A 26,821-nucleotide genomic window follows, 5' to 3' on the forward strand; every position below is an offset into this window, starting at 1 on the left:
GGGCTATTCAAAACTGCGTTAAAGATAGATTTTGACGGCGATGGAAAAGAAGACGTAACCGTATCGTCAACAGTTCCAGAAATAGATTTGAGTAAGTATTTCACAGATCCAGATGATAATCTCATTGTATTTGATGATCTGGAGCGATGCTCGATGAATGTAGCAGATGTTCTAGGATATATAAACTCGTTTGTCGAACATGATGGATTCAAAGCAATAGTAATTGCCAATGAATCCGAGATTCTAAAAAAAGATGAATCTTACAAGAATATAAAAGAAAAATTAATAGGAAAGACATTGCAAATTGCCCCGTCGACAAAGACAGCCCTGGCATATTTTATGGGGCAAATTCGCGACGACAAAACCAGAGACTTCCTTATCAATCAATCGGAATATATCACGTCGATATACGACTTATCACAGACAATAAACCTAAGGATACTAAAGCAAAGCTTGTGGGATTTTGAGAGAGTATCAAGAGGTTTTACATCAGACCATTGGCGCAATGAGAACGCCATCCTTAGGTTACTGGGCCAGATACTTGCCTTGTCCATCGAAATTAGAACTGGGCGCCTGAATTCTGAGAACTTTGGCGCAATTAGCGTCAATAGATTGGCCCGCTATGTAAAGAAAGAAAAAGGCGAACCAGACGGTATAATGGATAATATTGAGAAAAAATATTCCAACATATCGTTTGATTTTGATGTATTAGACCAAAAAACACTTGAAGAAATACTTATAAACGGCTGGCATGACAGCAATACCATTACATCAGAACTCAATAAAAGCCCTCAATACGCTCCACGCGGAGCGGAGCCTCCTTGGAGGACCGTTTGGCACTCTCTCGAAAGAACAGAGGATGAGTTTTATCAAGCTCTGGAGAAAATGGAGCTCCAATTTAAGAATCGCGAATTCTGCATATCGGGTGAGGTTTTGCACGTTATTGGGATAAGGCTTTGGTTATCTTCGGCCGGAATAATTAAGAAAAAGAGAGAAATTGTATTTAAAGAGAGTAAATCATATATAGACGACATATTTAAATCCGGAAATATAGAAAAAATGGGACGAAACGCCTTTGCCGATGAGTTTAGAATTCAGGGCTATGGAGGTCTTGGTATCCACGAAAGTGATAGCAAAGATTTTAGAGAATTGTTTGTGCATTTGCGGGAGATGAGGGGTAAGGCAACAGAAAAAAACTATCCCAGTCAGGCGAATAAATTGCTTTTGGAAATGAAAAGCGATCAGCAGCTATTTTATAGACGCCTGAATCTCACGAATAGCGAAGATAATTATTTTTACGATATACCGATTTTGTTGCATATTAAGATACCCGAGTTTGTCGATGAGTTCGCCAAATTGCACCCGTCTGAGCAAAGAATTGTGCTTATGGCGATCAAAGCCAGGTACGAGCATGGAAAGCTTGGCCGGGAATTATCCGCGGAACGCCCTTGGCTTGAAAAGCTGCGAAATAAATTAATCGCCTATAGCAGGAAGCAGAAAGGCATAGTTGGATACAACATTCAAAGAAATGTGGCATGGAACATAGATGAAATATTGAAATGATCTGCGCAATAATCTGAATTAAAGATCGTAGGCTCAAATATTTCTTCCGACTTGACTCCCCACCCCTCCCCATCCTACCCCCATCGACGGGACACGCCCTCCCAACGGGGCGCGCCCATCTGTAAGGATGGAGACATCGATGGCGAACACCGCACCGACCACGCGCCCGCGCGTGCCTAACTTCTCGTCCGGCCCCTGCGCCAAGCGCCCCGGCTGGACCCTCAAGGGCCTCGCAGACGCCCCGCTCGGCCGCTCGCACCGCGCCAAGATCGGCAAGGACAAGCTGAAGGCCGCGATCGACCTCACCCGCGAGGTGCTGCAGATCCCCGCCGATTACCGCATCGGCATCGTGCCCGCTTCCGACACAGGCGCCGTCGAGATGGCGCTGTGGAGCCTACTCGGGGCGCGGGGCGTCGACATGGTCAGCTGGGAGAGCTTCGGCGCCGGCTGGGTCACCGATGTCGTCAAGCAGCTCAAGCTTCCCGACGTCCGCACCTTCGACGCCCCCTATGGCGAATTGCCGAACCTGCGGAAGGTCGACACCAAGAACCGCGACGTCGTCTTTACCTGGAACGGCACCACCTCCGGCGTGCGCGTCGTCGATGCCGGCTGGATCGCCGATGACCGGGAGGGGCTGACCATCTGCGACGCCACCTCCGCCGCCTTCGCCCAGCGCCTCGACTGGCCCAAGCTCGATGTCACCACCTTCTCCTGGCAGAAGGTGCTCGGCGGCGAGGCCGCGCATGGCATGATCGTGCTCTCGCCCCGCGCGGTCGAGCGGCTGCTGACCTACAAGCCGGCCTGGCCGCTGCCGAAGATCTTCCGCATGACCTCGGGCGGCAAGCTGATCGAGGGCATCTTCTCCGGCGAGACGATCAACACGYCCTCCATGCTCGCGGTCGAGGATTATCTCGATGCGCTGAACTGGGCGAAGAAGGTCGGCGGGTTAGAGGGGCTGGTGAAGCGCGCCGATGCGAATGCCCGCGTCATCGCCAAGTTCGTGCGCGAGAACGACTGGATCGACTTCCTGGCCGTGAAGCCGAAGACGCGCTCCAACACCTCGGTCTGCCTCAAGTTCACCGACCCGGCCGTGACGGCCCTGCCGGCGGACGCGCAGGCGGCCTTCGCCAAGCAGGTGGTGTCGATCATCGAGAAGGCCGGCGCCGGCTACGACCTCGGCCACTACCGCGACGCCCCTCCCGGCCTGCGCATCTGGTGCGGCGCGACTGTGCAGGCGCGCGACGTCAAGGCGCTGCTGCCCTGGATCGAATACGCCTTCGCCGAGGCCAAGGCGGGCTTGAGCAAGAAGGCGGCATAAGGCGCTGCCCGTTGTGACGCACTCACCGTCATCCCGGGCAAGCGAAGCGCAGACCCGGGATCCATCGTAGAGCGAGCCGCCCTTCGATGGATTCCGGAGCGGCGCCGCTTCGCGGCTTGTCCGGAATGACGGGGTGTTTCCCCGTCCCCTGAATTTCACGCGAGCCCGTGCGCCTCAGCGCCGCGCCGCCGGAGCCATCCTCATGACAGCCCCCAAAGTCCTGATCTCCGACGCCCTCTCCCCCGCCGCCGTGCAGATCTTCAAGGATCGCGGCATCGACGTGACCTTCGATCCCGGCCTCGGCAAGGACAAGGACAAGCTCGCCGCGATCATCGGCGACTATGACGGCCTCGCCATCCGCTCGGCCACCAAGGCGACCGCCAAGCTGCTGGAGCAGGCGAAGAACCTGAAGGTGATCGGTCGCGCCGGCATCGGCGTCGACAATGTCGAGATCCCCGCCGCCACCGCGCGCGGCATCATCGTGATGAACACGCCCTTCGGCAATTCGATCACCACCGCCGAGCACGCGATCGCGATGATGTTCGCGCTCGCCCGCCAGATCCCCTCGGCGGATACCTCGACCCAGGCCGGGAAGTGGGAGAAGAACCGCTTCATGGGCGTCGAGATCACGGCCAAGACGCTCGGCCTGATCGGCGCCGGCAATATCGGCTCGATCGTCGCCGAGCGTGCCATCGGCCTGAAGATGCGCGTCATCGCCTATGACCCCTATCTCTCGCCGGAGCGGGCCGTGCAGCTGGGCGTCGAGAAGGTCGAGCTCGAGGACCTGCTGAAGCGCGCCGACTTCATCACCCTGCACGTGCCGATGACCGAGAAGACGAAGAACATCCTCTCGGCCGAGAACCTCGCCAAGACCAAGAAGGGCGTGCGCATCATCAACTGCGCCCGCGGCGGCCTCGTCGACGAGCAGGCCCTCGCCGACCTGATCAAGTCCGGCCATGTCGCGGGCGCGGCCTTCGACGTGTTCTCGCAGGAGCCGGCGGAGCAGAACCCGCTCTTCGGCCTCGACAACGTCGTCTGCACGCCGCATCTCGGCGCGAGCACCAACGAGGCGCAGGAGAACGTCGCCCTGCAGGTCGCCGAGCAGATGAGCGACTACCTGCTGAAGGGCGCGATCACCAACGCGGTCAACTTCCCCTCGATCTCGGCCGAGGAAGCCCCTCGCATCAAGCCGTTCGTGGCGCTGGCGGAAAAGCTCGGCTCCTTCCTCGGCCAGCTCACCGAGGCGGCGGTCAAGGGCATCCGCATCGAATATGAGGGCGCCGTCGCGGACCTCAACCTCAAGGCGATCTCGGCCGCCGCGATCACCGGCGTGCTCAGGCCCTTCCTGCCCGAGATCAACATGGTCAACGCCGCGATGATCGCCAAGGAAAAGGGCATCGTCGTCGAGGAATTGACCCGCGAGGTCGCCGGCAATCTCGAAAGCGTCATCCGCATCGTCGTCGAGGCCGAGGACATGCCGCGCCACGCCTCGGGCACGGTGTTCCAGGACGGCAAGCCGCGCATCGTCGAGATCCGCGACATCCAGGTCGACGCCGAGTTCGCGCCGCACATGCTCTATGTCCGCAACGCCGACAAGCCAGGCTTCATCGGCCAGTTCGGCTCGCTGCTCGGCGGCGCCGGCGTCAATGTCGCGACCTTCTCGCTCGGCCGCGACAAGCCGGGCGGAGACGCGATCTGCTATGTCGCCGTCGACGAGCCGATCTCGGACGAGCTGCTCGCGAAGATCCACGAGATCCCGATGGTCAAGCGCGCTCGTCGACTCAGGTTCTGATCGTGCTCAACCCCCTGCGCGCCATCGTCGCCTCCCGCCAGGAGGCGGCGCTGGAGCCGATCCGCTTCGAGGTCCGCCGCGACGAGGCGGCGGGCCTCTGGTACGCCATGGACACCGGCGAGCTCGGCATCGTCACCGAGGCCGAGTCGCTCGACGCCCTGCGCGAGCGGCTTAAGCAGCTCCTGCCGGAATGCTTCGGCATCGAGAACTGCCCGGTCGAGCTCGCACTCTGCGACGACGCGCCGGACGCCTAGGCTCAGACCGTCACCACGATCTTCCCGAACTGCTCGTTCGACTCGAGATAGCGATGCGCCGCGGCGATCTCGTCGAGCGGGAAGCTGCTCGCGATCACCGGCCTGAAAGCCCCTCCTGCCACGCCGGCTAGGATGAAGGCCTTCGCTGCGGCGAGCTTCGCCGGATCGCGCGTGATCTCGTGGACGAGATAGCCGCGCAAGGTCAGGCTCTTGCCCAGCACGGCCGGCAGCGGGAACGGCGTCGGCAGAGGGCTCAAGCCGCCATATTCGACAAGGATGCCGCCCGGCGCCATCGCCGCCGTCAGGGGCTCGAAGATCGGCCCGCCGACGGCATCGAGGACGACGCGGAGACCAGAACCACCACCCGCCGCAGCCTCCAGCCGTTCCGCCAGCCCCTCGCCCTCCGATAGCACCACGGCCGCCGCTCCATGGGCCATCAACGCCTCGCGCTTGGCCTCGGAGCGCGTCACGGCAACAGGCCGCGCGCCGATGCGGTTGGCGATCTGGATCGCGGCGAGGCCGACGCTGCTCGACGCCGCCGTGATCGCCACGGTCTCGCCGGTCTTCAGACCTGCCAGATCGACCAGCGCGCCATAGGCGGTGAGGAAGGCCATCCACAGCGCCGCAGCGCCCTCCCAGTCGAGCTCGGGCGGATGCTTCACCACCAGTTCGGCCGGCACGCGGATCAGCTCGCCATGGACGGGCCAGCGCAGCATCGAACGCGGCGGGACGAGGCTGACGGCATCGCCCGGATTCAATCCCTCGACGCCGTCTCCGATGCTTTCGACGACCCCGGCCGCTTCCAGCCCGAGCCCCGAGGGCAGCGCCGCCGCCTCGATATAGCTGCCACGCCGGAGCAGCGCCTCCGCCCGGTTGAGGCCGAGCGCCTTCGCCAGGATGCGAACCTCGCCCGGCCCCGGCGGCAGCACCTCGACCTCCTCGATCCGCAGCACCTCCGGCCCGCCCAGCTCCGAGAAACGAACAACCTTTGCCATGACTTCATTCCAAACGATTTCGAATGAAGCGATTGTCTGCGCCACCGGCCCAACGATAAAGTCGCGTGTGCTTTGCAGATCAGAAACCATTGGTTCCGAAAATGGATCGCCTCACCAGTATGGAAGTCTTCGTCCGGGCGGTCGATCTCGGCTCGTTTGCGGCGGCTGCCGAAACGCTCGATCTCTCCGCGCCGATGGTCGGCAAGCATGTCCGCTTCCTGGAGGAGAGGCTGGGCGCGCGGCTCCTGAACCGGACGACGCGCCGCCAGAGCCTGACGGATGTCGGCCGCGCCTATTACGACCGCTGCCGCACCATCCTGACTGAGACGGCAGCAGCCGAGGCCCTCGCCGGCGACCATCTCGGCGAGCCGAGCGGGCGGTTGCGCGTGACCATGCCGGCGCATTTCGGCCGGCGTTGCGTCGCGCCGGTGCTGTTCGGGCTGGCTCAGCGCTATCCGCGCCTCGAACTGGAACTCTCATTCGGCGATCCGATCGCCGATCTGGTGCAGCAGGGCTATGATCTCGCCGTCCGCACCGGCACGTTGGAGGATCGCGCCGGTATCGTCGCCAGGCGCATCGCCCGCCAGCCGATGCTGCTCTGCGCCGCCCCGGCCTATCTCGAACGTCACGGCACGCCTACGGGACTGGACGATCTCGCGCAGCATCAGGCCATTCTCTATGGCCGTGCCGGCTGGGTCCGGCCCTGGCAGTTTCCGCAGGCCGGCCTGCCGCCGCTGGAGATCGCGCCATCCGGGCGGCTGCGCTTCGACGATCTCGACGCGATGGCCGATGCCGCCGTCGCCGGGCTGGGGCTGTCATGGCTGCCGGCCTGGCTGATCCGCGACCGCTTGCGCTCGGGCGAACTCGCCGTCGTCCTGCCCGACCAGCCGCCCTTCCTCTATGACGGCTATGCGCTCTGGCCGCAGAGCCCGCTGCTGCCGCTCAAGGTCCGCGTCGCCGTCGACGAGCTGGCGAAGGCCCTGCCGCCGCTGATGGCGTGAGCCTGCCCGGTGTCGCCGGGCCGCTGCCGCAACCATGCCGCAATGTCCCCTCCCTTGTGTTGGGCGCCATCACAGAGGATCGCCCATGCCTGCCCGCCTTCGCCTTGCCGCCACGGCCCTCGCCTGCCTCGTCGCCCTGCCTGCCCTCGCCGATTGGGACCGGGCCAAGCTCGACAAGGAGATCGTCACGATCGAACAGCAGTCGAAGGGCCGGCTCGGCGTCGCCCTCATCGACCTCAAGGACCGCAAGCAGTGGTCGCATCGCGGCGCCGAGACATTCCCGATGCAGAGCGTGTTCAAGCTGCCGCTCGCCGTCGCCGTGCTGCAGCAAGTGGAGGCCGGCAAGTTCAAGTTCGACCAGCCGATCACCGTCACGCGCAAGGATTTCTCGCTGTTCCGCAGCCCGCTGGTCAAAGCCTTCAAGGGCGAGCGCAACGACTACCCGCTCAGCGAGCTGATCCGCCTCGCCGCCGGCGAGAGCGACAACACTGCCGCCGACCTGCTGATGCGGGAGATCGGCGGGCCGCAGGTGGTGACGAAGATGCTGCGCGACGGCGGCATCACCGGCATCTCGGTCGACCGCTACGAGCGCCAGTTCCAGCCGGAGATCTATGGGCTGCGCGGCTTCGCCTGGGGCGAGACGGTCGATGAGCAGCGCTTCCGCGCCGAGCTGAAGGCAATGAAGCCGCAGCCGCGCACCGCCGCGCTCTCGGCCGCCTTGAAGGACAAGCGCGACGCCGCGACGCCCGAGGCGAGCGCCCTCTTCCTCGAGGCCTTTGCCAAGGGCAACTGGCTGCGCCAGCCGGCCCATGCCGCCTTCCTCGATAAGGTGATCTCCGAGAGCAAGATCGGCGCCGACCGGATCAAGGCCGGCCTGCCTGCGGGCTCGCGCCTCGCCCATCGCACGGGTCTCGGCCTGACGGTCGACGGCATCAACCACGCCACCAACGACATCGGCATCGCGACGCTGCCGGACGGCCGGCGCTTCGCCATCGTGGTCTATCTCGCCGGCTCTCGCGCCGAGGCGAACGAGCGCGAGGCGGCGCTGGCCGCCGTCGCGAGGCTGGCGGTTTCGGCGCTGCGCTGACAAGGGTCGCGCATACCCTGACGTCATGCTCGGGCTTGACCCGGGCATCTCGGAAACCAGTGCCTTCTCGTCCTGAGATTCTCGGGTCTTCGCTCCGCTTCGCCCGAGAATGTCGGCAGTTGTCGACGAAAGAACTTCCCTACCGCCCCAGCCGCTCGGCGATGAAGATGCCGCCGAGCACCAAAGCGAGCGCGAGCGCGTGGTAGAGGCCGAAGGGCTCGCCGATGATCAGCACGGCCAGGATCGGCGCGAAGACCGGCACGAGATTGACGAAGACGCCGGCCCGGCCGGGCCCGATGATCTCGATGGCGCGCATGAAGAACAGCTGCGACAGCAGCGAAGGCCCGATCACCGTGAAGGCCAGGATGCCCCAGCCCGTCGCGGTCGGGGCGTGGAATTTGCCGAGCGCGATCTCGCCGACGAGCAGCGGCAGCGAAACAAGGCAGGCGAAGCAGGCGACCGCCGCGAAGAAGACCAGCCCCGGCATCGCCGGCCGGTTGCGGATGGCGACGGTGTAGCCGGCATAAAGCACGCAGGCGAGGATCATCAGCAGGTCGCCGGCGGCGAAGCGAAAACCCGTCAGGACATGGATGTCGCCGCGGCTCGCCGTGACGGCGACGCCGAGCAGCGTGACCGCGACGCCGAGCGCCTGCATGGTGCCGATCGGCGTGCGATAGGCCAGGAAGGCGCCGATCAGCACGAAGACCGGGATCGAGCCCTGCAGGATGCCGATGTTGATCGCCGAGGTCGAATAGGCGGCGAGATACATCAGCGTGTTGAAGGCGGTGAAACCGAGGATGCCGAGCAGGGCGACGAAGCGCCAGCGCGACAGCAGCACCGGCCAATAGGCCCGGATCTGATGGCGCAGCAGGAACGGCATGATCGCGCAGACCGCGATCCAGCGGAACGAGGTCAGCGCCATCGGCGAGATGTTGCCGACGGCGAGCCGGCTCGCCACGGCATTGCCGGCCCACATCAGCGTCGTCAGGATCATCAACAGATAGGCATTGGCCCAGGCGCGTTGCAGCCAGGTCGGGGAAGGGTGCACGATTCCGCCCTGTTCCGGGAAAGGGCTCTTGCAATACCCTTGCGCGAGCCCGGTCTCATATGAGATGCGGCGCAAGCCTGACCGTCGCCCTGCGCATCCCTGCGGACATTTCTCGATGATCAAAACCAATTCCCGCCCGCTCCGCCTGCTTTTCGTCGACGGCAACACGCGCGAGCATCGAGAAGGGCTGCGGGAGGCTTACGGCATGGCCTATGGCGAAGCCTATGCCGCCGAGATCGCGGCGATCGCACCCGGCATCGTCTCCGACATCTGCCTGCCGGCCGACGAGGGCGCCAACCTGCCCGACGGCGCCGGGCTCGAATCCTATGACGGCGTCTTTCTGACCGGCTCGGCCCTCCACATCTACGAGACCGAGCCGGCGGTGACGCGGCAAGTCGAACTGATGCGGTCGATCTATGCCAGCGGCACGCCCTGCTTCGGCTCCTGCTGGGGCATCCAGATCGGCTCGGTCGCGGCGGGCGGCACCGTCACCGCCAACCCGAAGGGCCGCGAGGTCGGCTTCGCCCGGCGGATCACGCCGACCGAAGCGGGCCGCAACCATAAGCTGCTCGAAAGCAGGCCTGCCGCCTTCGACGCCCCGGCGATTCATCTCGACACCATCGCCCTGCCCGCGCATGGCACGACGATCCTCGCTTCCAACGCCTACAGCCAGGTCCAGGCCGCCGAGATCAGGCATGGCGGCGGCACCTTCTGGGGCGTGCAGTACCACCCCGAATTCCCGCTGAAGCAGGTCGCCTCGATCCTCGGGCGCATGGTGCCGCTCCTGATCGAGGAAGGCTTCCGGCGCGACGAGGCCTCCACGCAGAGCTGGCTCGGCGATTTGCGCACGCTCGACGCCGAGCCGCAGCGGCAGGACCTCGCCTGGGCGCATGGCCTCGACCGCGAGGTGCTCGACACCGAGCGCCGCGTCACCGAGCTGCGCAATTTCGTCGAGCACCGCATCAAGCCGCATGCGAGCGAGCGCGGTAGGGCCTGAGCGCTCGGCGCCAACATCCCGCGAGCCTCGTCCCGGGGATCTCTTCCGGAAGGATGCCACATGACCGCTCCGTCATCCCGGGCTTGACCCGGGATCCATGCCGGAGCGCTTCCGGTCGAGGTTCAGGCATGGATCCCGGCTCTCCGCTTCGCTCCGGCCGGGATGACCCGCGCTCCTGGCAGGACGCAGCCTGCTCCAGCCTTGCCATCCCCAGCCGCGCTGACTAGATCAACGCCAGCGAGGCCACGACCTCCCCCAACCTGGGCGATGTGCCGGGACGACCCGGCAACTCATGGGGGACCGCTATGGCGTGGCTCTATCTTTTTTCTGCCGGCATTCTCGAAATCGTCTGGGCCTACACGATGAAGCAGTCGGACGGGTTCTCCCGTCCGGTGCCGGCAGCGATCACCATCGTCACCATGATCGGCAGCTTCGCCCTGCTCTCGCTGGCGATGCGCTCCTTGCCGCTCGGCACCGCCTACACGATCTGGACCGGCATCGGCGCGGTCGGCGCCTTCCTCGTCGGCGTCACCGTGCTCGGCGAGGCGCTGACGCCGATGCGCATCGCCGCAGCGGCGCTCATCGTCTCCGGCCTTGTCATGATGAAGCTCTCGGCGAGCTGATGGCGCTTGCCAAACCAGGGTCCGCTTTCTAAGCAGGCCCGGCCTCGGGACGACCCTTGGCCTTCGCTCACATCGGGGACGGCCCCACGGCACGGATTTGTCCGCGCCGTCGCGCAACCTCGTGCAGCGGAGGCCCAGCCTTGGCCAATCCCAGCGACCAGTTCATCGTCAAGACCCTCATCCCGCTCCGCCTCGGCGGGATCGACATCGGCTTTACCAACGCGGCGCTGATGATGGCGCTCGCGACAGTCACGATCGGCGGCGGGCTGATCCTTGCGACCCGCTCGCGCGCGCTGATCCCCGGCCGGGCCCAGGCGCTCGCCGAGATGCTCTACGAATTCGTCGCGCGGACGCTGACCGACGCGACCGGCCGCGAGGGCATGCGCTTCCTGCCGCTGATCTTCTCGCTCTTCATGTTCGTGCTGGTGCTCAACCTGTTCGGCATGGTCCCCGGCGGCTTCACCGTCACCAGCCACATCATCGTGACCTTCGCGCTCGCCATGCTGGTGATGGCGACCGTGGTCGGCTACGGCGCCTGCCGCCATGGCCTGCGCTTCCTGCGGCTGTTCGTGCCCTCCGACGTGCCGGGCTGGCTCCTGCCCTTCATCACCGTGATCGAGATCGTCTCCTTCCTGTCGCGGCCGATCAGCCTGAGCCTGCGCCTCTTCGCCAACCTGCTCGGCGGCCATATCGCGCTCAAGGTCTTCGGCAGCTTCGTCGCGGCCTTGCTCGCAGCCGGCTTCGGTTACGGGCTGCTGGCGCCGCTGCCGCTGCTGATGACCGTGGCGCTGACGGCCTTCGAGTTCCTGGTCGCGGTGCTGCAGGCCTATGTCTTCACCGTGCTCGCCTGCATCTACCTGAACGACGCGCTGCATCCCGGCCACTAGCCGGCGCCACGCCAAGACCGGGCCCCTCCTGCAAACACAGGACGCTCTCCCCGCCCGCTCGTCCTATCCGCATTCCGGCCCAATTCCGCCTTGGGCGTGCCGAATTCGACCACGCCTATCACGGCCTCGTGATTGCGATCTGGAGGGGACGATTTTGATGAGAAGCCATATTGCCGCTGCCCTGATTCTCGCGCCCGGCCTCGCCAGCGCCGCCGAGACCGAGCTGTCGAGCCGGATCGACCGCATCACGGTGTATCCCGACGGCGCCGTGGTGACGCGGCTCGGCAAGGCCGAGCTGCTGCAGGGCGTCTCGCAGGTCGTGCTGCGCGGCCTGCCGGCGACCATCGATCCCGCTTCCATCCGCGTCGAGGGCAAGGGCGACGGCGCCTTCTCGGTCGGTGCCGTCGATGTCCGCGTCACGCCGGGCGACGCCAGGCCTGTGCTCGACACGGTGCTGGAGGACAAGCTGAAGGCGCTGCGCGACGACAAGGACAGGCTCACCGGCCAGATCGCCGCGAACGAGGCCAAGCGCGCCACCATCGAGCGCTTCGCCCAGACCGGCCCCGACAAGCTCGGCCCCGACGGCAAGGCCCTGCCCGTAACCGACTGGCCGGCCGTGTTCGAGGCGATCGGCACCGCGCTGGTCAAGGTCCAGGACGAGCTGCGCGGCGTGCGCAACCGCCTGTCCGACGTCGAGGCCGAGATCGCCTCCCTCGAACGCGCCCGTCCGCAAGGCGGCAAGCCGGGCGCGCCGAAGCGCGACGTCGCCATCGCGGTCGAGGCGCCGCAGCCCGTCGCGGCCGAATTCACCGTGAGCTACCGCGTCACTGGCGCGAACTGGACGCCGACCTACGAGGCAAGGCTGACGACGACGGGCGAGAAGCCGGAGATCGCCCTGACGCGGCGCGCCGAGATCCGCCAGCGCAGCGGCGAGGCCTGGGACGATGTGGCGCTGACGCTCTCGACCACGCGCGCGGCCGGCGGCACCCGCGCTCCCGATCTCGCGCCCGTGCAGGTCGCCTTCTTCGAGCCGCAGATCATTGCCGAGGCACGGGCGCGCGCCATGGCGCAAGCCCGCAAGCAGGAAACGGAGCGGGCAGCTCCTGCTGCCGCCCCCGCGCCCCCATCAAATTTCCGTTTCAGCGGTGGAGTTTCGCGCGATGAGTTGAGGGTCGCCGCCGATGCTCAGGTCGCGACGATCGAGGCCGGCGCCTATCAGGCGAATTTCCAGGTGCCGGGCCGCGCCAGCGTCCCGCAGGACGGCGCCGCGAAGACGGTGGTCCTGACGCAGCGCAGGGCGGACGCGACGCTCGCCGCCCGCACCGTCCCGGAGCTGGAGCTGAAGGCCTATCTGGAAGCCGGCTTCACCCATGAGGAGGAGGCGCCGCTCCTGCCCGGCCGCGTCGCGCTGCATCGCGACGGCACCTATGTCGGCATGGGGCAGTTCGGGCTCGTCGCCCCGGGCGACAAGGTCGAGCTCGGCTTCGGCGCCGACGACCGGATCAAGGTCAGCTACGCCCCGGTGAAGCGGCGCGAGAACGAGCCGAGCTGGCTCGGCCAGACCCGCACGGACCAGCGCGAGTTCCGCACCGTGGTGAAGAGCCTGCACAGCAAGCCGGTGAAGGTCACGGTGCTCGAGCGCATCCCTTTCTCGGAGAGCAGCGCGATCACGGTCGAGACCATCGCCGCCCTCACGACCCCGCCGACCGAAAAGCAGGTCGGCGATCGCCGCGGCGTCTCGTCCTGGACCTTCGATCTGCAGCCCGCCTCCGAGAAGGAGATCAAGCTGACCTATCGCATCAAATGGCCGGGCGACCGCGAACTCTCCTACGAGCAGCAGCCCATGCCGGGACCGGAGCCCGTGGCGCGCCCGATGAATTGAAAGGGCGCCGGGCCTCCATCGTCATTCTCGGGCGAAGCCCTCGGGTCCGATCTTCGATCGGCCCAAGGATAAACTCCGCGCAGACCCGAGAATCTCTTGCAGGAAGAGGCTCTGGAGCCCTCACGTCATGAGATGCTCGGGTCAAGCCCGAGCATGACGGCGCCTCCCTTACCCGCGGGCGACCTCAGACCGCCATCTCGATCTCGCGCCTGCGGCCGAGGTCGTTCATCCAGGTGCGGAATTTGGGCTGTGCCTCGATCTGATGGCCATAGTGCCGCCCGAGCGCCGCGGTCAGCCGTCCCTGCCGGCCGAGCTGCGCGTCGGCGAAGCCGATCATCACCGAATTCGGCCAGGACTGCGGGCGGATTTCGCGCAGCCTTGCGAACAGCGCATCCTCGCCTTCGGTCGGATCGGCCTGTGCCATCAGCGTCAGCATCGCCGCCGTCGAGCGCGAAATACCCATATGGCAGTGAACCAGCAGATGCCCCTTCACGCGGGCGGCGGCCGTCTCCTGCAGCCCCTCGCCAAAGCGCAGAATCTCCCCGACATGCTCGGGCGCGGGCATGATCTGGCCGGGCCGCGGATCGATGATGTCGTGGAAGCGCAACGTGACGCGATGGTGCTCGCCATAGGCGCCGAAAGCATCGAGCTCGGCCCGGTCGGGATCGAGCACCGAGAGCACATGCGTTACCTCGCGCGCGCTGTTGCCCGGCAGCTCGTCGATGCCGCAGATCGTCAGGGTCGAGATGGCGAGGGTCTTCATGGCATGGCTCCGCGGCTGAGCATGCCGCCTAGGTCCGTTCCGCCGATGGCGCAACCGCTGGAAACGACGGGCACCCCTGCAAGCTTGCGGCCGGCATCGTACGACACCGGCCGCCAGGCAATTCTCACTCGGCGGCGATCGCCTGCCAACCCTGGCCGAGCTCCTGCTCGACGAGGCCGACCCAGTAGCGCGCACCGGCCGGGATGATCTCGTCGTTGAAATCGTAGAGCGGCGTGTGCAGGCCGACGAAGGAGCCGTCGGGATTGACGCCGTTGCCGATCCGCATGAAGGCGCCGGGGCGCACCAGCATCATCTCGGCGAAATCCTCGCCGCCCGTGCCCGGCCGGAGCTGGCCGTTGACATGCTCGGACCCGACCGCCGCGCTGGCCGCCGCGACCGCGACCTTGACCTGCTCGGCCTCGTTCACGAGCGGGCTGGTGCCGCGATGATAATAGGCTTCCGCCTGGCAGCCCCAGGCCAGGGCCGTCGCCGCCGCGAGCTCGGCGATGCGCCGTTCCACCGTATCGCGCACCTCCTGCGAGTAGGTCCGCGCCGTGCCGCCGATGACGAGCTCGGAGGGGATGACGTTCGAGGCGTCGGCGTCGCCGCCATGGATGTAGCCGACGCTGATCACCGCCGTGTCGAGCGGGGCGACGTTGCGGCCGATGATGCCCTGCAGGCCGAGCACGAAATGCGCCTGCGCATAGGTGATGTCGGTGGAGCGATGCGGCTGCGAGCCGCCATGGCCGCCGACGCCGTGGAAGGTGACCTTCCAGGAATCCGCCGCCGCGAGGAACGGGCCGACCGTGGTGCCGAAGCTGGAGGTCGGCATGCCCGGCGTGTTGTGCAGCCCGTAGATGGCGTCGCAGGGGAAGCGCTCGAACAGCCCGTCCGCCAGCATGGCGTTGGCGCCGCCGCGGCCTTCCTCGGCCGGCTGGAAGATCAGGTTGACCGTGCCGGCGAAGTCCCGGTTCTCGGCGAGGTAGCGCGCCGCTGCGAGCAGCATGGTGGTGTGCCCGTCATGGCCGCAGGCATGCATCCGGCCGGGGGTACGCGAGGAATAGGGCAGGTTGGTCGTCTCTTCCAGCGCGAGACAGTCCATGTCGGCGCGCAGGCCGATGGCGCGCGGGCCGGGCCGGCTGCCGCGGATGACGCCGACAACGCCGGTCTGGCCGACATTCTCGGTGACCTCGACGCCCCATTCGCGCAAGCTATCGGCGACGAGCTTGGCGGTGCGGTGCTCCTCCAGGCCGAGTTCGGGATGGGCGTGGATGTCGCGGCGGATCGCCGTGAACGCGGCATGGTGCCGGTCGAGCCAGTCGTCGAGCTTGGTCATGATCGATGGTTTCCCCTCTCTTGCGGCGCCGGCATGCTGGTCCCTGCCATCGGCCGCCAACCGCCATTCTAGCCCTTACGCCCGATTGCGGCAGCATTACTGCGCAGATGCTGCAGAGCGGCCATGCTCAGATGGTTTACGCCAGCAGCTTCGAGGTCGACGAGAGAGATTCGCCGCGCCGTCATCCCGGGGCATCGCGGAGCGATGAGCCCGGAATCCAGAACCGACGCCGCGTCTTGATGAGGCACATGTGACCGGCTCGTTTAGCGATATGACGTGTCGGTTCTGGGTTCCGGGCGCGCCCCTGCGGGTCGCCCCGGAATGACGGGGGCGCCTGATGGTCTGAGCCATTCACCCTGGCAATGAGACTGTCGGAAAACTTGACCTTCGGACCACATTGGCCCATGAGGGCTTGCAAGGACCTGCCCCGAAACCCCGGCCTTGCGCCGGGGTTTTGCATTTGCGCGGGCCGCTTGCACGGGCAACGCGGAACGTAAAGCAGGGACACCTCGCTCATGGCGAATGTTGTGGTGGTCGGCGCCCAGTGGGGCGACGAGGGCAAGGGCAAGATCGTCGACTGGCTGTCGAGCCAGGCCGATGTCGTCGTCAGGTTCCAAGGCGGGCATAATGCCGGCCATACGCTGGTCATCGACGGCAACGTCTACAAGCTCTCGCTGCTGCCCTCGGGCATCGTGCGTCCAGGCAAGCTCTCGGTCATCGGCAACGGCGTCGTCGTCGATCCCTGGCACCTCGTCGAGGAGATCGCCAAGCTGCGCACCCAGGGCGTCGCGATCACGCCGGACAACCTCCGCATCGCCGACAACGCCACGCTCATCCTGCCGCTGCATCGCGAGCTCGACCATTTCCGCGAGACCTCGAACGCCGGCATGAAGATCGGCACGACCAAGCGCGGCATCGGCCCGGCCTATGAGGACAAGGTCGGCCGCCGCGCCATCCGCGTCATCGACCTCAAGGACGAAGCCCTGCTCGAGGCCAAGATCGAGCGCCTGCTGGCCCATCACAACGCGCTGCGCCGCGGGCTGGGCATCGGCGAGGTCGACGCCGGGGAACTGCTCGGCCAGCTCAAGACCATCGCTCCCGAGATCCTGCCCTATGCCGACACGGTCTGGGCACTGCTCGACGCCGAGCGCCGCGCCGGCAAGCGCATCCTGTTCGAAGGCGCACAGGGCGCGCTGCTCGATGTCGACCACGGCACCTATCCCTTCGTCACCTCCTCGAACATCGTCGCCGGCCAGGCCGCGACCGGCTCGGGCCTCGGCCCCTCCGCCGTCGGCTATGTGCTCGGCATCGCCAAGGCCTACACGACCCGCGTCGGCGAAGGCCCCTTCCCGACCGAGCTCTTCGACGAGATCGGCGAGCTGATCGGCACCAAGGGCAAGGAGTTCGGCGTCGTCACCGGCCGCAAGCGCCGCTGCGGCTGGTTCGACGCCTGCCTCGTGCGCCAGACGGTGAAGACCTCCGGCATCGACGGCATCGCACTGACCAAGCTCGACATCCTCGACGGCTTCAAGGAGATCAAGGTCTGCGTCGGCTACAAGCTCGACGGCCAGGTGCTGGAGCATCTGCCGGCCGGGCAGAGCGACCAGGCTCGCGTCGAGCCGATCTACGAGACGATCGAGGGCTGGGACGGCTCAACGGCGAACGCCCGCTCCTGGGCCGACCTGCCGGCGCAGGCGATCAAGTACGTCCGCCGCATCGAGGAGCTGATCGGCGCCACCGTCGCCGTGCTCTCGACCAGCCCGGAGCGCGACGACACGATCCTCGTCCACAATCCTTTCGAGGGATAAGCGTGCCCTCCGAGGGTTGACGCAGGGCGCCATCAGCGACAAGTGAGGCCAATGGCCGACTTCTATCCTATCCTGGCGCGAGCCGTCGCCGGGTTGCCCGACAACTCTCCCGAGGCGCGCCGCGCCATCTTCGATCGGGCGCGGGCGGCTCTCGTTGCGCAATTGCGCGGTCTCGACCCGCCCCTGAGCGAGGCCGAGATCATGCGCGAGCGCCTGGCGCTCGACGAGGCCGTCGCCCGCATCGAAGCCGATCACGACGAGACGCCCGCCGCGCCGCCTGCTGCCGAAGGCCCGGTGATTCGCCCGGTGGAGGCGGTTCCGCAGCCGCCGCGGCCGCCCGAGCCGAAGAAGCAGCCGGAGTTCGCGCCGCTGCCGGCGGCCACCGGCCAGGACGAGGGCGAACCGCTTCCGGAGCCCGCCCAGCCGCAGATCGCCCGCCCGCGCGTGCTGCCGCCGCGCGAATCGCGGGTGAAACCCGGCCATATCCGCTCGGCCGTCGTGGGAGGCGTCGTCGCGATCGCCGTCGCCGCGATCGCGGCCACCGCGATCTATGTCCACAAGCTGAAGCCGCAGGACACGCCCCGCGCGAACGGCGAAACCGCCGCGCAGCAGGCGCGGCCGGCCCAGCCGGACAACGCCGGCAAGATCTCCGACCGCGTCGGCGAGGCTGGCGCGCCGGCACAGAACCGGCCCGGCAACAATGCCCAGAGCGCCGCGCAGGGTATCCCCGTGCCGCAGCCCGGCGGCGAGATCGCCGTCGCCCAGCGCGCGATCCTCTACACCGAGGTGCCCGAGAACCCGCAGCAGCCGAGGGCGGTCAACGGCCGCGTCTTCTGGCGCCTCGACAGCGAGAGCGCCGGCCAGGGCCGCCCGGTCGAGACGATCGTGCGCGCGACCGTCGAGATCCCGGATGCCGGGCTGAATCTCGATTTCACCATCCGCCGCAACACCGATTCCGCCTTCCCCGCCTCGCACATCATCGGCCTGCGCTTCACCAGCAGCGGCGACCCGGCGACGCAGGCGATCAAGGAGGTCGGCGTGCCGCAGCTCAAGACCGAGGAAGGCGAGCGCGGCGCGCCGCTCTCGGCGATCAACTCCGCGCTCGGCGACAATCTCTTCGTCGCGGCGCTGTCGAACGTGCCGGTCGAGGTCGATCGCAACGTCGATCTCATCCTCAACCGGAGCTGGATCGACGTGCCCGTGCTGTTCACCTCCGGGCGCCGCGGCATCATCACCTTCGAGAAGGGCGTCTCCGGCAGCCAGACGCTGGCCGACGCCTTCGGCCGCTGGCGGTAAAGGCCTCCGCGCCCCGGTTGTCATAACACCCCAGGGCGTTCTGACTACTCTCGGAACCGTCTCGTCATCCCGGGCTTGCCCCGGGATCCATCGGAGGGCGCCGGGGCTCTACGATGGATCCCGGATCGGCGCCGCTTCGCGGCTTGTCCGGGACGACACCGTGTTTCCGCAAGAAATCGATAAGGGGCTCAGCTCTTCCGCTCGGCCGCGAAGCGCGCGGCGGCCCTGAGGACATCGGCATCGGGGCCGAAGCCAACGAGAGCCGCAACCGCCGCGTCGCTCAACCGGTCGCGCTCGCGCTTGGCACCGTCCAGGCCGAGCGCGCCGACCAGCGTGCCCTTGCCCTTGTCCTCGTCCTTCGCGGTCGCCTTGCCCATCCGGGCCGCGTCGGATTCCACGTCGAGGATGTCGTCGGCGACCTGGAACGTCGCGCCGAGCGCCCGGCCGTACCGGCCGAGCGCCGCCAGCGCACCGGCATCGGCGCCGCCGAGCCGCGCGCCGATCTCGACGCTCGCCGCAAGCAGAGCCCCGGTCTTCATCGCCTGGAGCTGGCGGATGGCGGCCTCCGGCAGCGAAGTCTTCTCCGCCTCGAAACGCCCCTCGGCCGCGAGGTCGAGCATCTGCCCCCCGACCATGCCGCCGAGCCCGGATGCGCGCGCCAGCGTGCTCACCAGCGCGGCGCGGATCGCGCCGGAAGGATGCGTCGCCTCATCCGCCAGAACCGCGAAAGCCAGCGTCAGCAGCGCGTCGCCGGCAAGGATCGCCGTCGCCTCGTCGAAGGCCTTGTGAACCGTCGGACGGCCGCGCCGCAGGTCGTCGTCATCCATCGCCGGCAGATCGTCATGGACGAGCGAATAGCAATGCAGCAGCTCGACGGCCGCGCCCGCCCGCAGCGCCTGCTCGGTGGTGACGCCGAACAACCGCGCCGTCTCGATCGTCAGGAAGGGCCGCAGGCGCTTGCCGCCCCCCAGCGCGCCATGCCGCATCGCCGCGACGAGGCGCGGCGGGCGCAGGGTCTCGCCTTCAGCCGGCTCGGCCGAGAGCAGCGTCTCCAGCAGGGCCTCGACGGCCGCGGCATTATCCGCGAGGCGCAGGTCGAGATCGCCATGGCTGGCCGGTGATGTGACGGAACTCATGCGCGGGTCTCGCGTTCGCTGCCGGGACGGGGGCCTTGCCGGACGCTGGCGGCATCGTCAAGCTGCGCCACCATGGCGCAGGGCTTGGCGCGGGACTTGGCAGCAGGGCTCGGCCCCAAGACATCGAGCCTTGCGCCGATCGATCGACGAGGGGGACGAAGCAACGTGCTGGGCAGGATTCTCGGCCTCTGCTTCAAGTTCGCCTTCTGGCTGCTGCTGATCCTCATCGCTGCGATCGTGCTCTATCGCTTCACGCCCGCGCCTTCGACGCTGATGCTCGGCCGCTGGCTGACGCTGCGCTCTGTCGAGCGCGAATGGGTGCCGCTGGCCCAGATCTCGCCGAATCTGATCCGCGCCGTCATCGCCTCGGAGGACCAGCGCTTCTGCAGCCATCGCGGCGTCGACTGGATCGAGCTCAACGCCGTCATGGAGGACGAGGACGGGCCCAGCCGCGGCGCCTCGACGCTGACCATGCAGACGGCCAAGAACGTCTTCCTTTGGCCCGGCCGCTCCTATATCCGTAAGGGACTGGAAATCCCGCTGGCGATGGCGATCGATTTCGCCTGGGGCAAGCCACGTGTCATCGAGGTCTATCTCAACGTCGCCGAATGGGGCGAAGGCCTGTTCGGGGCGGAAGCCGCGGCGCAGCGCTATTTCGGCAAGCCGGCGGCGCGCCTGACACCGGCCGAGGCCGCGCGCCTCGCCGCCGCGCTGCCGAACCCGCTTCTGCGTGACCCGGCGAAGCCCAATCGCGCCCTGCAGTCCGCCGCTGCCCGCACGCAGCGCCGGGTCGGCCAGCTCGGCACGCTGGGAGACTGCGCCGTACCCGGCTGATCCGGCCTTAATCGCTAGAAATCCGGATTCGGCACTAGCCATCGGCACCCCGAGCGTGTATGGGCAACGCCTCACGAGATTGATCCGTCGCCGTGGCGGAGGCGTGGCTTTGGCAAGCCTGCGCGTTCGGACGGCGGCACGATGGAGAGTACAATGGCCGTTCCGAAGAGAAAGACGTCGCCGTCGAAGCGTGGCATGCGCCGCTCGGCCGACGCGCTGAAGCAGCCCACCTATATCGAAGACAAGAACTCCGGCGAGCTGCGCCGTCCGCACCATGTCGACCTGAAGAGCGGCATGTATCGCGGCCGCCAGGTGCTGAAGGTCAAGGCCGACGCCTGAGGCGTTCCGGCCGGGTGCGGCAGCAATGCCGCTCCCCCGACAGAAGACGTGAACCGGCCGAGAGGCCGGTTTTTCTTTGCCTTGTCGAGTCTGAGTCAGGCGCGGAGGCGCGGCATCCGGCGTGCGGGCACGAGCTGCGCCGCCGCCCGGTAGCATCCCGCAGCCGATTGGGGCGTCGCCTTCCCCCGGCGTGCGAAGGGGCCGATTTCGGCCCGTGCCGCGGCGGCCTGCAAAAGTACAAGCGCAGATGCGTTGGTGCTGACCACACCCTGCTCCGGCCAAACGCGGGCCTCTGCCATGTATCACTCCGGCACACGCAACTTGTGACGGAGCTCAGGCTGCAAATCATTGGCCAGACTTAACGCCCCATTAATGGGAATGACCGCATCGTTTCGAAGCACTTCCCATCATCCGGACAGGGCGACGAAGCACCAGAACGGCGCGGCGTGGGCTGTCTTTCCGAGGCCGAGCGATGCCCACCCCCTCGATCTTCAGCTTCCAGAACGGCGGCCCGGTTGATCCTCGCAGCATCCTCTCCTCGATCGGTGAAGTCGTTTACGGCTGGGACGTCCAGACCGACTCCCTGAGCTGGGGCCCGAATGTCGCGGATGTGCTGGGTCCGATTCCGGCCACGGTGCTGGCGCGCGGCCTCGCCTTCGCCGGGCTGGTCGAGCCGGGCAGCGGCCCGAGCCGCTATGACGCGATCTTCGGCTCCAGCGAGCACGACCATGGCGACGGCGTGATCTACCGGACCCGCTACGCCATCGACCTCGCCGGCCGCAAGATGTGGGCCGAGGACACCGGCCGCTGGTTCACCGGCAGCGACGGCCGCCCGGCCAGCGCGCGTGGCGTCGTGAGACTGGAGCGCGCCGCGAGGGCCGACGAGCTGGAGCAGCTCGGCAACGAGCTCTGCGACCGCCCCGCCTTGCTGGAGCACATCGAAGCGGCGCTGAAGGAGCACCTCCCGGCCGAGCGGCCGGTCGTCGTGCTCGTCGCGGCGATCGACGAGCTCGCGCGCCTCAACGACGATTTCGGCCATGAGGCCACCGACGAGATCATCAGCACCGTGCATGAGCGGCTGCGCTCGGTCACGCGCCGCCGCGACCATCTCGTCCGCTATGCCGGCAACAGCTTCGCTATCCTGCTCGTCGGCTGCCCGCAGGACCAGATCGAATCGGCGGCCCGTCGCTTCATCAAGATCGTCGCCCAGTCGGCGATCGAGACCGCGCGCGGCATCGCGCTCGTACGGCTGCGCGTCGGCGCCGCCAGCGCCCCCGAGCTGGGCAACCATGGCGGCTCGCTGCTGGCCGCCGCCGAGGGAGCGCTCGCGACGGCGCGCGCCGGCGCGATCGATACCGCCGTGACGGCCAAGCCGCGCCCGCGTCGCGACACGGCCGGCGATCAGGTCGGTTTCGACGTACAGGCCATCGCGGCGCTGAACGAGAGGCGGGTGCGCCTCGCCCTCCAGCCCGTCGTCAGGACCTGCTCACGCGAGCCCGCCTTCCACGAGGCGCTGATGCGGGTCGGCCAGGGCGATACCGGGCTTTATTTCGCCTCGGCCGAGCTGGTTCCGATGCTGGAGCGTCGCGGCCTCGTGCGGCTGTTCGACCATCGCGTGCTCGAGCTCGCCATGGACATGCTGCAGGACGACCCGGACCTCGTGCTTTCCGTCAACGTCTCGCCGCGCTCGCTCACCGACCCCGAATGGCTCGATGCCTTCGTCGCCTGCACCACTGCGGCCACAGACGCGGCATCCCGCCTGATCGTCGAGGTCACCGAGACGGCGACGATCGAGAACCCGGCCCGGATGGGCAAGCTTCTCGGACGCATCAAGGAACAGGGCGCGCGCATCGCGATCGACGATTTCGGCGCCGGCCACACCTCGCTGCGCCATCTGCGCGCCTTCCCGATCGACATCCTCAAGATCGACGGCGCCTTCACCCAGAATCTGCGGCGTTCGACCGACGACCGCTTCTATGTCCGCACGCTCATCGACCTCGCCGGCCATCTCGGCGTCGAGACGGTGGCGGAATGGGTCGATGACGAGATGCAGGCCGCCATGCTGCGCGACTGGGGCGTCACCTATCTGCAGGGGCACCTCGTCGGCCGGGCCGAGCTGCATGCGCCTTCGCAGCATGTGCGCCGGAGACTGGCCGCCGGCTGATACGGCGCCAGCGCGACCACACGGAGGAAGAAGTCTCGCCAAGCCGTGCTCAGCGGAGCCCTTCAACACCCGGCTTCAGCCATGCTCCCGGCCGGAGGCGCCCGTCGAGCGCCTCCGGATGATCGCGTCAATTGGCAGCAAAGCAGTAAAACAGCCCGGCGCTGCCCGTGCTTTTCAGCGCATCGGGGCTGCAGCCGCCGCGCGAAAGATGGGACATGTTCCAGGATTTCGAGGGCGGCGTTTCGTCGAGGCCCGAGCGGTCATGGTGGCCGAGCATCACCGCGCCCTCGGCGCCGCTTCTGGTATAGTTGCCGCAGGTACGGTCCTCGCCTGGGCCGAAAGCGGTGCCGTCGGCTTGCGAGCCCGTCAGCATATCGTGCTCATTGGGCGTGTCGCCGCGGCCTTTGACGGTTTCGCCCTTCTCGTTCAGCGCGGTCTGCTTCGTGAGATTGGTTGCGGCGCCATGCAGATCGGCGACACTGCTGGCGATCACGGCTCCTTTGGCATTTCGCCACGGACCGGCGCCGATACGGTCACGCGCATTGACGGCGGCCACCCCGCCGGCCGCTTGCGTCGACATATAGGCCCGCCAGGTCTTGCTGCCGGCACCGACGGCCTGGGCGAGGCGCTGGCAGATCGCATCCGCACCTGCGAGGCCGCCCAGATCGGCCCCCTTCCCCGAGCCGCTGCTCGTGACGAAAAAAGTCATCTCGCTTGTCTGGGCTTGCGCGGCGCCGGCGGCGAGCGCCAGAAACCCTGCGGCGGCGACCAGCTCGATACACGCTATGCGCATCACTTCGTCCTCCCGTTCATGACCTTGTTCTTGGATACGCCTCGTCCGGTTTCCCCTCGATACCCGGTGGCTGGCCGGAATTGTCTAACACATCCACGGTTCGGGAGCGGAATCGCTACGTCACCCAAGGCCTGTTACAGACCTCGGATGAGTGCGCAGAGGCGCTTTCGGCGGGCGTATTGCCTGCAATGTCTGTTGCGCCGCAATATCGAGACGGTTTAAAGGATGGGCCATAAACCTCGGACCCGGTGAAATCCCGGGTGGCTCTTCCGGCCGCCGATCCGCCGGACAACGCAATCACGGACAGTTTCGGTCTCGGCCTCCGCCGGACTTCCGAGTTTGCGCGCCTCGGCCGCCACACCTGCCGGCGGGGCCTCGAAGGCTTCATTCTTCACTATGGCAATCTCTCATCTTCGCAACGAATGGGCGCCCAACGTCACGCGTGAGCTGCTGGCCGGTACGGTCGTCGCGCTCGCTTTGATTCCCGAGGCGATCGCGTTTTCGATCATCGCCGGGGTCGATCCGAAGATCGGTCTTTACGCCTCCTTCTGCATCGCCGTCGTCTCGGCGTTCGCGGGTGGGCGGCCGGCGATGATCTCGGCCGCGACCGGCGCCATGGCGCTGGTCATGGTCACATTGGTCAAGCAGCACGGCGTGCAGTACCTCTTCGCCGCAACAATCCTGACGGGCTTCTTCCAGATTGTTGCCAGTGTCCTGAAGCTCGGAAACCTCATGCGCTTCGTTTCGCGTTCGGTCGTGACCGGCTTCGTCAATGCGCTTGCGATCCTGATCTTCCTCGCGCAGATGCCGGAACTGATCGGCCGAGGACCGACTGTCTATGCGATGACGGGTATCGGCCTCGCGATGATCTATCTCCTGCCGCGGATCACGAAAGCCGTTCCATCCGCGCTGGTGACCATCGTTCTGCTCACCGCCGTGTCGATGTATTTCGGCTTCGATATCCGCACGGTCGGCGACATGGGCGCGTTGCCCAGCGAACCGCCATTCTTCGCGATTCCACAGGTGCCGCTCACCTTCGAGACGCTTCAGATCATCACGCCTTATGCGCTGACCCTGGCTATGGTCGGTCTCCTGGAGAGCCTGATGACGGCTGCGATCGTTGACGAGATGACCGACACGACCTCCGACAAGAACCGGGAATGCGCCGGCCAGGGCGCCGCGAACATCGTCGCCGGTCTGTTCGGAGGCATGGCGGGGTGCGCCATGATCGGCCAGTCGGTCATCAACGTCTCGTCCGGCGGGCGTGGCCGGCTCTCGACCCTGTGGGCCGGCGCCTTCCTGCTCTTCCTGATCGTCGTGCTCGGTCGCTATGTCGCGCAGATTCCAATGGCGGCGCTCGTCGCGGTGATGGTCATGGTTTCGATCAACACGTTCCAGTGGCGATCCCTACGGTCTCTTCTGGTGCATCCGAAGAGCTCCAGCTTCGTCATGCTCGGCACGGTCGCCGTCGTCGTCTGGACACATGATCTGGCGAAGGGCGTTCTGTTCGGCGTGATCCTCAGCGGACTGTTCTTTGCCCATAAGGTGACGCACTTCTTCGCCGTCGAAGCCGATCGGCAAGGGGACACCACGGTCTATCGCGTGACGGGGCAGATCTTCTTCGCGACGGCGGAGGCTTTCCACTCGGCGTTCGATTTTCGGCAGGAGGAGGTCCGACGCGTCGTGATCGATCTCAGCGCCGCGCATTTCTGGGACATCAGCGCGATCCACGCTCTCGATCGGGTTGTGCTGAAGTTCCGTCACCACGACGTCGCGGTCGATACCGTCGGAATGAACAACGCTACGGCAACCATGGTCGAGCGTCTCGCTGTGCATGACAAGGAAGGGACCAAGCTCGCTCCCGGCCATTGATCCGCCCCCGGACCAGTCCCGGCGGCTTGCAGTTCGGCCCCGCTGCAACGGAGCGCCTCGATCCCCGGTAGCCAATAAAAAAGCCGCGCCCTCTCCTGCGAGGGCGCGGCTTTGGAATCGTCGGGATCGGCTCAGCGCGTGCGGGAGAGCTTGTCCAGGCGCTCGCGCATCTCGTTGAGCTCGCGCTTGAGGTCGCCGAGGTCGCCGCTTCCCGCCTGGGCGGCAGGCTTGGCGCCTTCGGCCGCATCCTGCCGGGCCTGGGCCACCGCCGTGAAGGGGTTGAACAGCCGGAAGGCCTCGGTGAACATCTGCATGTTCGCCCGCGTCTGCGCCTGGATGGCGTCGAGCGCGTTGCCTCCGAACGGCGTGCCGCCGAAGGCCTTGGCCATCTGGTCGCGGAACTTGTTCTGGTCCTTGGTCAGATTCTCCATAGAGAATTCGAGGTATCGCGGCACCAGCGCCTGCATGCTGTCGCCGTAGAACCGGATGAGCTGGCGCAGGAAAGCGATCGGCAGCAGATTCTGGCCGTCCTTTGCTTCCTCGTCGAAGATGATCTGTGCCAGCACCGAGCGCGTGATGTCCTCTCCGGACTTCGCGTCGTAGACCACGAAATCTTCGCCGCCACGTACCAGGCCGGCGAGATCCTCGAGAGTGACGTAGGAACTGGTGCCCGTGTGGTAGAGACGCCGGTTGGCGTATTTCTTGATGACGGTCGGTTCTTTATCGGTGGCCATCAGATCCTTCTTGACGTTGATCCGCGGCCACTGGTGATCCCGGCGTGCTCGGCGGAGCGGTCTCCCTGTCATGACGATAGCCTCTCGGTGCTGCACCGCAAGCTCTTTGAGCGCGCAGTGCAAAAATCTGTCGAAATTGAGATGCGGCCCCTGCCTTCCGGCGTTGCCCACAGCTCCGTGTCCCGCTTCAATCCCGGAAATCGCTGCCCGCCCGTCTTGACGGCGTCGCGGCGGACTTCGAAGGTGGCGATGAGCGGCTGAACCGGCGGGAGCGGTGCGGCGGCAGTAACAACAAAGCG

General features: G+C 66.3%; 23 protein-coding genes and 1 other annotated feature. Of the genes, 16 read left to right on the forward strand and 7 right to left on the reverse strand.

Annotated elements, in window-relative coordinates; genetic code table 11:
- From AC1DVA_RS12245 to AC1DVA_RS12260, 4 genes are all read left to right on the forward strand, one after another.
- On the forward strand, positions 1-1,563 hold a 1,563-nt coding region (locus AC1DVA_RS12245), incomplete at its 5' end, for a P-loop NTPase fold protein (protein ID WP_476806046.1).
- Positions 1,564-1,702: 139 nt separating this feature from the next.
- Entirely contained in the window at positions 1,703-2,881 is a 1,179-nt protein-coding gene (locus tag AC1DVA_RS12250; RefSeq protein WP_476806047.1) for a phosphoserine transaminase, read from the forward strand.
- A gap of 202 nt (positions 2,882-3,083) precedes the next feature.
- Entirely contained in the window at positions 3,084-4,673 is a 1,590-nt protein-coding gene (gene serA / locus AC1DVA_RS12255) for a phosphoglycerate dehydrogenase (protein ID WP_476806048.1), read from the forward strand.
- A 2-nt stretch (positions 4,674-4,675) separates the two neighbouring features.
- Positions 4,676-4,927, forward strand: a complete 252-nt coding sequence (locus AC1DVA_RS12260; RefSeq protein ID WP_476806049.1) for a DUF1902 domain-containing protein — start codon at positions 4,676-4,678, stop codon at positions 4,925-4,927.
- A 2-nt stretch (positions 4,928-4,929) separates the two neighbouring features.
- Here the strand turns inward: AC1DVA_RS12260 and AC1DVA_RS12265 are convergent, their stop codons facing one another.
- Positions 4,930-5,922, reverse strand: coding sequence for a zinc-dependent alcohol dehydrogenase family protein (locus AC1DVA_RS12265; RefSeq protein WP_476806050.1), 993 nt, complete (start codon positions 5,920-5,922; stop codon positions 4,930-4,932).
- Between the two features lie 101 nt (positions 5,923-6,023).
- Between AC1DVA_RS12265 and AC1DVA_RS12270 the strand changes: the two genes are divergently transcribed.
- Together AC1DVA_RS12270 and bla are read left to right on the forward strand one after the other, a co-directional pair.
- The gene (locus AC1DVA_RS12270; RefSeq protein WP_476806051.1) at positions 6,024-6,923 is read left to right on the forward strand and encodes a LysR family transcriptional regulator; all 900 of its coding nucleotides are present in this window, start codon (positions 6,024-6,026) and stop codon (positions 6,921-6,923) included.
- A gap of 85 nt (positions 6,924-7,008) precedes the next feature.
- On the forward strand, positions 7,009-8,010 hold the full coding sequence (bla, locus tag AC1DVA_RS12275; protein ID WP_476806052.1) for a class A beta-lactamase: 1,002 nt from the start codon (positions 7,009-7,011) through the stop codon (positions 8,008-8,010).
- 139 nt (positions 8,011-8,149) lie between these two features.
- On the opposite strand, the gene AC1DVA_RS12280 is transcribed toward bla, so the two are convergent.
- Entirely contained in the window at positions 8,150-9,058 is a 909-nt protein-coding gene (locus AC1DVA_RS12280; RefSeq protein ID WP_476806053.1) for a DMT family transporter, read from the reverse strand.
- 115 nt (positions 9,059-9,173) lie between these two features.
- Between AC1DVA_RS12280 and AC1DVA_RS12285 the strand changes: the two genes are divergently transcribed.
- The 4 genes from AC1DVA_RS12285 (at position 9,174) to AC1DVA_RS12300 (ending at position 13,447) form a co-directional block, all read left to right on the forward strand.
- Positions 9,174-10,055, forward strand: coding sequence for a type 1 glutamine amidotransferase (locus AC1DVA_RS12285; RefSeq protein ID WP_476806054.1), 882 nt, complete (start codon positions 9,174-9,176; stop codon positions 10,053-10,055).
- 305 nt (positions 10,056-10,360) lie between these two features.
- Positions 10,361-10,678 (forward strand): DMT family transporter, encoded by a 318-nt coding sequence (locus AC1DVA_RS12290; RefSeq protein ID WP_476806055.1) that lies wholly within the window; start codon positions 10,361-10,363, stop codon positions 10,676-10,678.
- A gap of 140 nt (positions 10,679-10,818) precedes the next feature.
- The gene (locus AC1DVA_RS12295) at positions 10,819-11,565 is read left to right on the forward strand and encodes a F0F1 ATP synthase subunit A (RefSeq protein ID WP_476806056.1); all 747 of its coding nucleotides are present in this window, start codon (positions 10,819-10,821) and stop codon (positions 11,563-11,565) included.
- Positions 11,566-11,722: 157 nt separating this feature from the next.
- Entirely contained in the window at positions 11,723-13,447 is a 1,725-nt protein-coding gene (locus AC1DVA_RS12300; protein WP_476806057.1) for a mucoidy inhibitor MuiA family protein, read from the forward strand.
- A gap of 184 nt (positions 13,448-13,631) precedes the next feature.
- On the opposite strand, the gene AC1DVA_RS12305 is transcribed toward AC1DVA_RS12300, so the two are convergent.
- On the reverse strand, positions 13,632-14,210 hold the full coding sequence (locus AC1DVA_RS12305; RefSeq protein ID WP_476806058.1) for a tyrosine phosphatase family protein: 579 nt from the start codon (positions 14,208-14,210) through the stop codon (positions 13,632-13,634).
- A gap of 124 nt (positions 14,211-14,334) precedes the next feature.
- The gene (locus AC1DVA_RS12310) at positions 14,335-15,546 is read right to left on the reverse strand and encodes a M20 aminoacylase family protein (RefSeq protein WP_265050047.1); all 1,212 of its coding nucleotides are present in this window, start codon (positions 15,544-15,546) and stop codon (positions 14,335-14,337) included.
- Between the two features lie 515 nt (positions 15,547-16,061).
- Here AC1DVA_RS12310 and AC1DVA_RS12315 point away from each other — a divergent pair.
- Both AC1DVA_RS12315 and AC1DVA_RS12320 read left to right on the forward strand, forming a co-directional pair.
- Positions 16,062-17,354, forward strand: coding sequence for an adenylosuccinate synthase (locus AC1DVA_RS12315; protein ID WP_476806059.1), 1,293 nt, complete (start codon positions 16,062-16,064; stop codon positions 17,352-17,354).
- 51 nt (positions 17,355-17,405) lie between these two features.
- Positions 17,406-18,650, forward strand: coding sequence for a histidine kinase (locus AC1DVA_RS12320; RefSeq protein WP_476806060.1), 1,245 nt, complete (start codon positions 17,406-17,408; stop codon positions 18,648-18,650).
- A 188-nt stretch (positions 18,651-18,838) separates the two neighbouring features.
- Here AC1DVA_RS12320 and AC1DVA_RS12325 read toward each other — a convergent pair whose 3' ends face one another.
- Complete coding sequence (locus tag AC1DVA_RS12325) at positions 18,839-19,786, reverse strand: polyprenyl synthetase family protein (RefSeq protein WP_265050050.1); 948 nt, start codon at positions 19,784-19,786, stop codon at positions 18,839-18,841.
- 168 nt (positions 19,787-19,954) lie between these two features.
- Between AC1DVA_RS12325 and mtgA the strand changes: the two genes are divergently transcribed.
- From mtgA to AC1DVA_RS12340, 3 genes are all read left to right on the forward strand, one after another.
- Positions 19,955-20,620 carry a monofunctional biosynthetic peptidoglycan transglycosylase gene (gene mtgA, locus AC1DVA_RS12330; RefSeq protein ID WP_476806121.1) on the forward strand — a complete coding sequence of 222 codons (666 nt, stop codon included), beginning with the start codon at positions 19,955-19,957 and terminating at the stop codon, positions 20,618-20,620.
- A gap of 153 nt (positions 20,621-20,773) precedes the next feature.
- Positions 20,774-20,959, forward strand: coding sequence for a 50S ribosomal protein L32 (rpmF, locus tag AC1DVA_RS12335; protein WP_265050052.1), 186 nt, complete (start codon positions 20,774-20,776; stop codon positions 20,957-20,959).
- Positions 20,960-21,431: 472 nt separating this feature from the next.
- Entirely contained in the window at positions 21,432-23,123 is a 1,692-nt protein-coding gene (locus tag AC1DVA_RS12340) for an EAL domain-containing protein (RefSeq protein WP_476806061.1), read from the forward strand.
- A gap of 127 nt (positions 23,124-23,250) precedes the next feature.
- Here AC1DVA_RS12340 and AC1DVA_RS12345 read toward each other — a convergent pair whose 3' ends face one another.
- A complete protein-coding gene (locus AC1DVA_RS12345) occupies positions 23,251-23,916 on the reverse strand; it encodes a hypothetical protein (RefSeq protein WP_265050054.1) in 666 nt (221 codons plus the stop codon).
- A gap of 238 nt (positions 23,917-24,154) precedes the next feature.
- Positions 24,155-24,210: a sequence feature (sul1 is cis-regulatory element that is thought to sense ions involved in sulfur or methionine metabolism; They are found in Alphaproteobacteria), on the forward strand.
- A 102-nt stretch (positions 24,211-24,312) separates the two neighbouring features.
- Between AC1DVA_RS12345 and AC1DVA_RS12350 the strand changes: the two genes are divergently transcribed.
- Positions 24,313-25,788: a SulP family inorganic anion transporter gene (locus AC1DVA_RS12350; RefSeq protein WP_476806062.1), complete on the forward strand. Its 1,476-nt coding sequence runs from the start codon at positions 24,313-24,315 to the stop codon at positions 25,786-25,788.
- Positions 25,789-25,919: 131 nt separating this feature from the next.
- On the opposite strand, the gene phaR is transcribed toward AC1DVA_RS12350, so the two are convergent.
- On the reverse strand, positions 25,920-26,693 hold the full coding sequence (phaR, locus tag AC1DVA_RS12355) for a polyhydroxyalkanoate synthesis repressor PhaR (RefSeq protein ID WP_476806063.1): 774 nt from the start codon (positions 26,691-26,693) through the stop codon (positions 25,920-25,922).
- Positions 26,694-26,821: the final 128 nt, after the last annotated feature.

It is taken from the genome of Allobosea sp. P4_C6, assembly GCF_056402015.1.

Bases quoted from the DNA above. Each gene is read 5' to 3' on its own strand.
- AC1DVA_RS12315 (WP_476806059.1), top strand. From the start codon at position 16,062: ATGGCGAATGTTGTGGTGGTCGGCGCCCAGTGGGGCGACGAGGGCAAG.
- AC1DVA_RS12350 (WP_476806062.1), top strand. From the start codon at position 24,313: ATGGCAATCTCTCATCTTCGCAACGAATGGGCGCCCAACGTCACGCGT.
- AC1DVA_RS12300 (WP_476806057.1), top strand. From the start codon at position 11,723: ATGAGAAGCCATATTGCCGCTGCCCTGATTCTCGCGCCCGGCCTCGCC.
- bla (WP_476806052.1), top strand. From the start codon at position 7,009: ATGCCTGCCCGCCTTCGCCTTGCCGCCACGGCCCTCGCCTGCCTCGTC.
- AC1DVA_RS12265 (WP_476806050.1), bottom strand. From the start codon at position 5,922: ATGGCAAAGGTTGTTCGTTTCTCGGAGCTGGGCGGGCCGGAGGTGCTG.
- AC1DVA_RS12290 (WP_476806055.1), top strand. From the start codon at position 10,361: ATGGCGTGGCTCTATCTTTTTTCTGCCGGCATTCTCGAAATCGTCTGG.
- AC1DVA_RS12270 (WP_476806051.1), top strand. From the start codon at position 6,024: ATGGATCGCCTCACCAGTATGGAAGTCTTCGTCCGGGCGGTCGATCTC.
- AC1DVA_RS12325 (WP_265050050.1), bottom strand. From the start codon at position 19,786: ATGAGTTCCGTCACATCACCGGCCAGCCATGGCGATCTCGACCTGCGC.
- AC1DVA_RS12310 (WP_265050047.1), bottom strand. From the start codon at position 15,546: ATGACCAAGCTCGACGACTGGCTCGACCGGCACCATGCCGCGTTCACG.
- AC1DVA_RS12340 (WP_476806061.1), top strand. From the start codon at position 21,432: ATGCCCACCCCCTCGATCTTCAGCTTCCAGAACGGCGGCCCGGTTGAT.
- AC1DVA_RS12320 (WP_476806060.1), top strand. From the start codon at position 17,406: ATGGCCGACTTCTATCCTATCCTGGCGCGAGCCGTCGCCGGGTTGCCC.
- AC1DVA_RS12305 (WP_476806058.1), bottom strand. From the start codon at position 14,210: ATGAAGACCCTCGCCATCTCGACCCTGACGATCTGCGGCATCGACGAG.
- rpmF (WP_265050052.1), top strand. From the start codon at position 20,774: ATGGCCGTTCCGAAGAGAAAGACGTCGCCGTCGAAGCGTGGCATGCGC.
- serA (WP_476806048.1), top strand. From the start codon at position 3,084: ATGACAGCCCCCAAAGTCCTGATCTCCGACGCCCTCTCCCCCGCCGCC.
- AC1DVA_RS12285 (WP_476806054.1), top strand. From the start codon at position 9,174: ATGATCAAAACCAATTCCCGCCCGCTCCGCCTGCTTTTCGTCGACGGC.
- AC1DVA_RS12345 (WP_265050054.1), bottom strand. From the start codon at position 23,916: ATGCGCATAGCGTGTATCGAGCTGGTCGCCGCCGCAGGGTTTCTGGCG.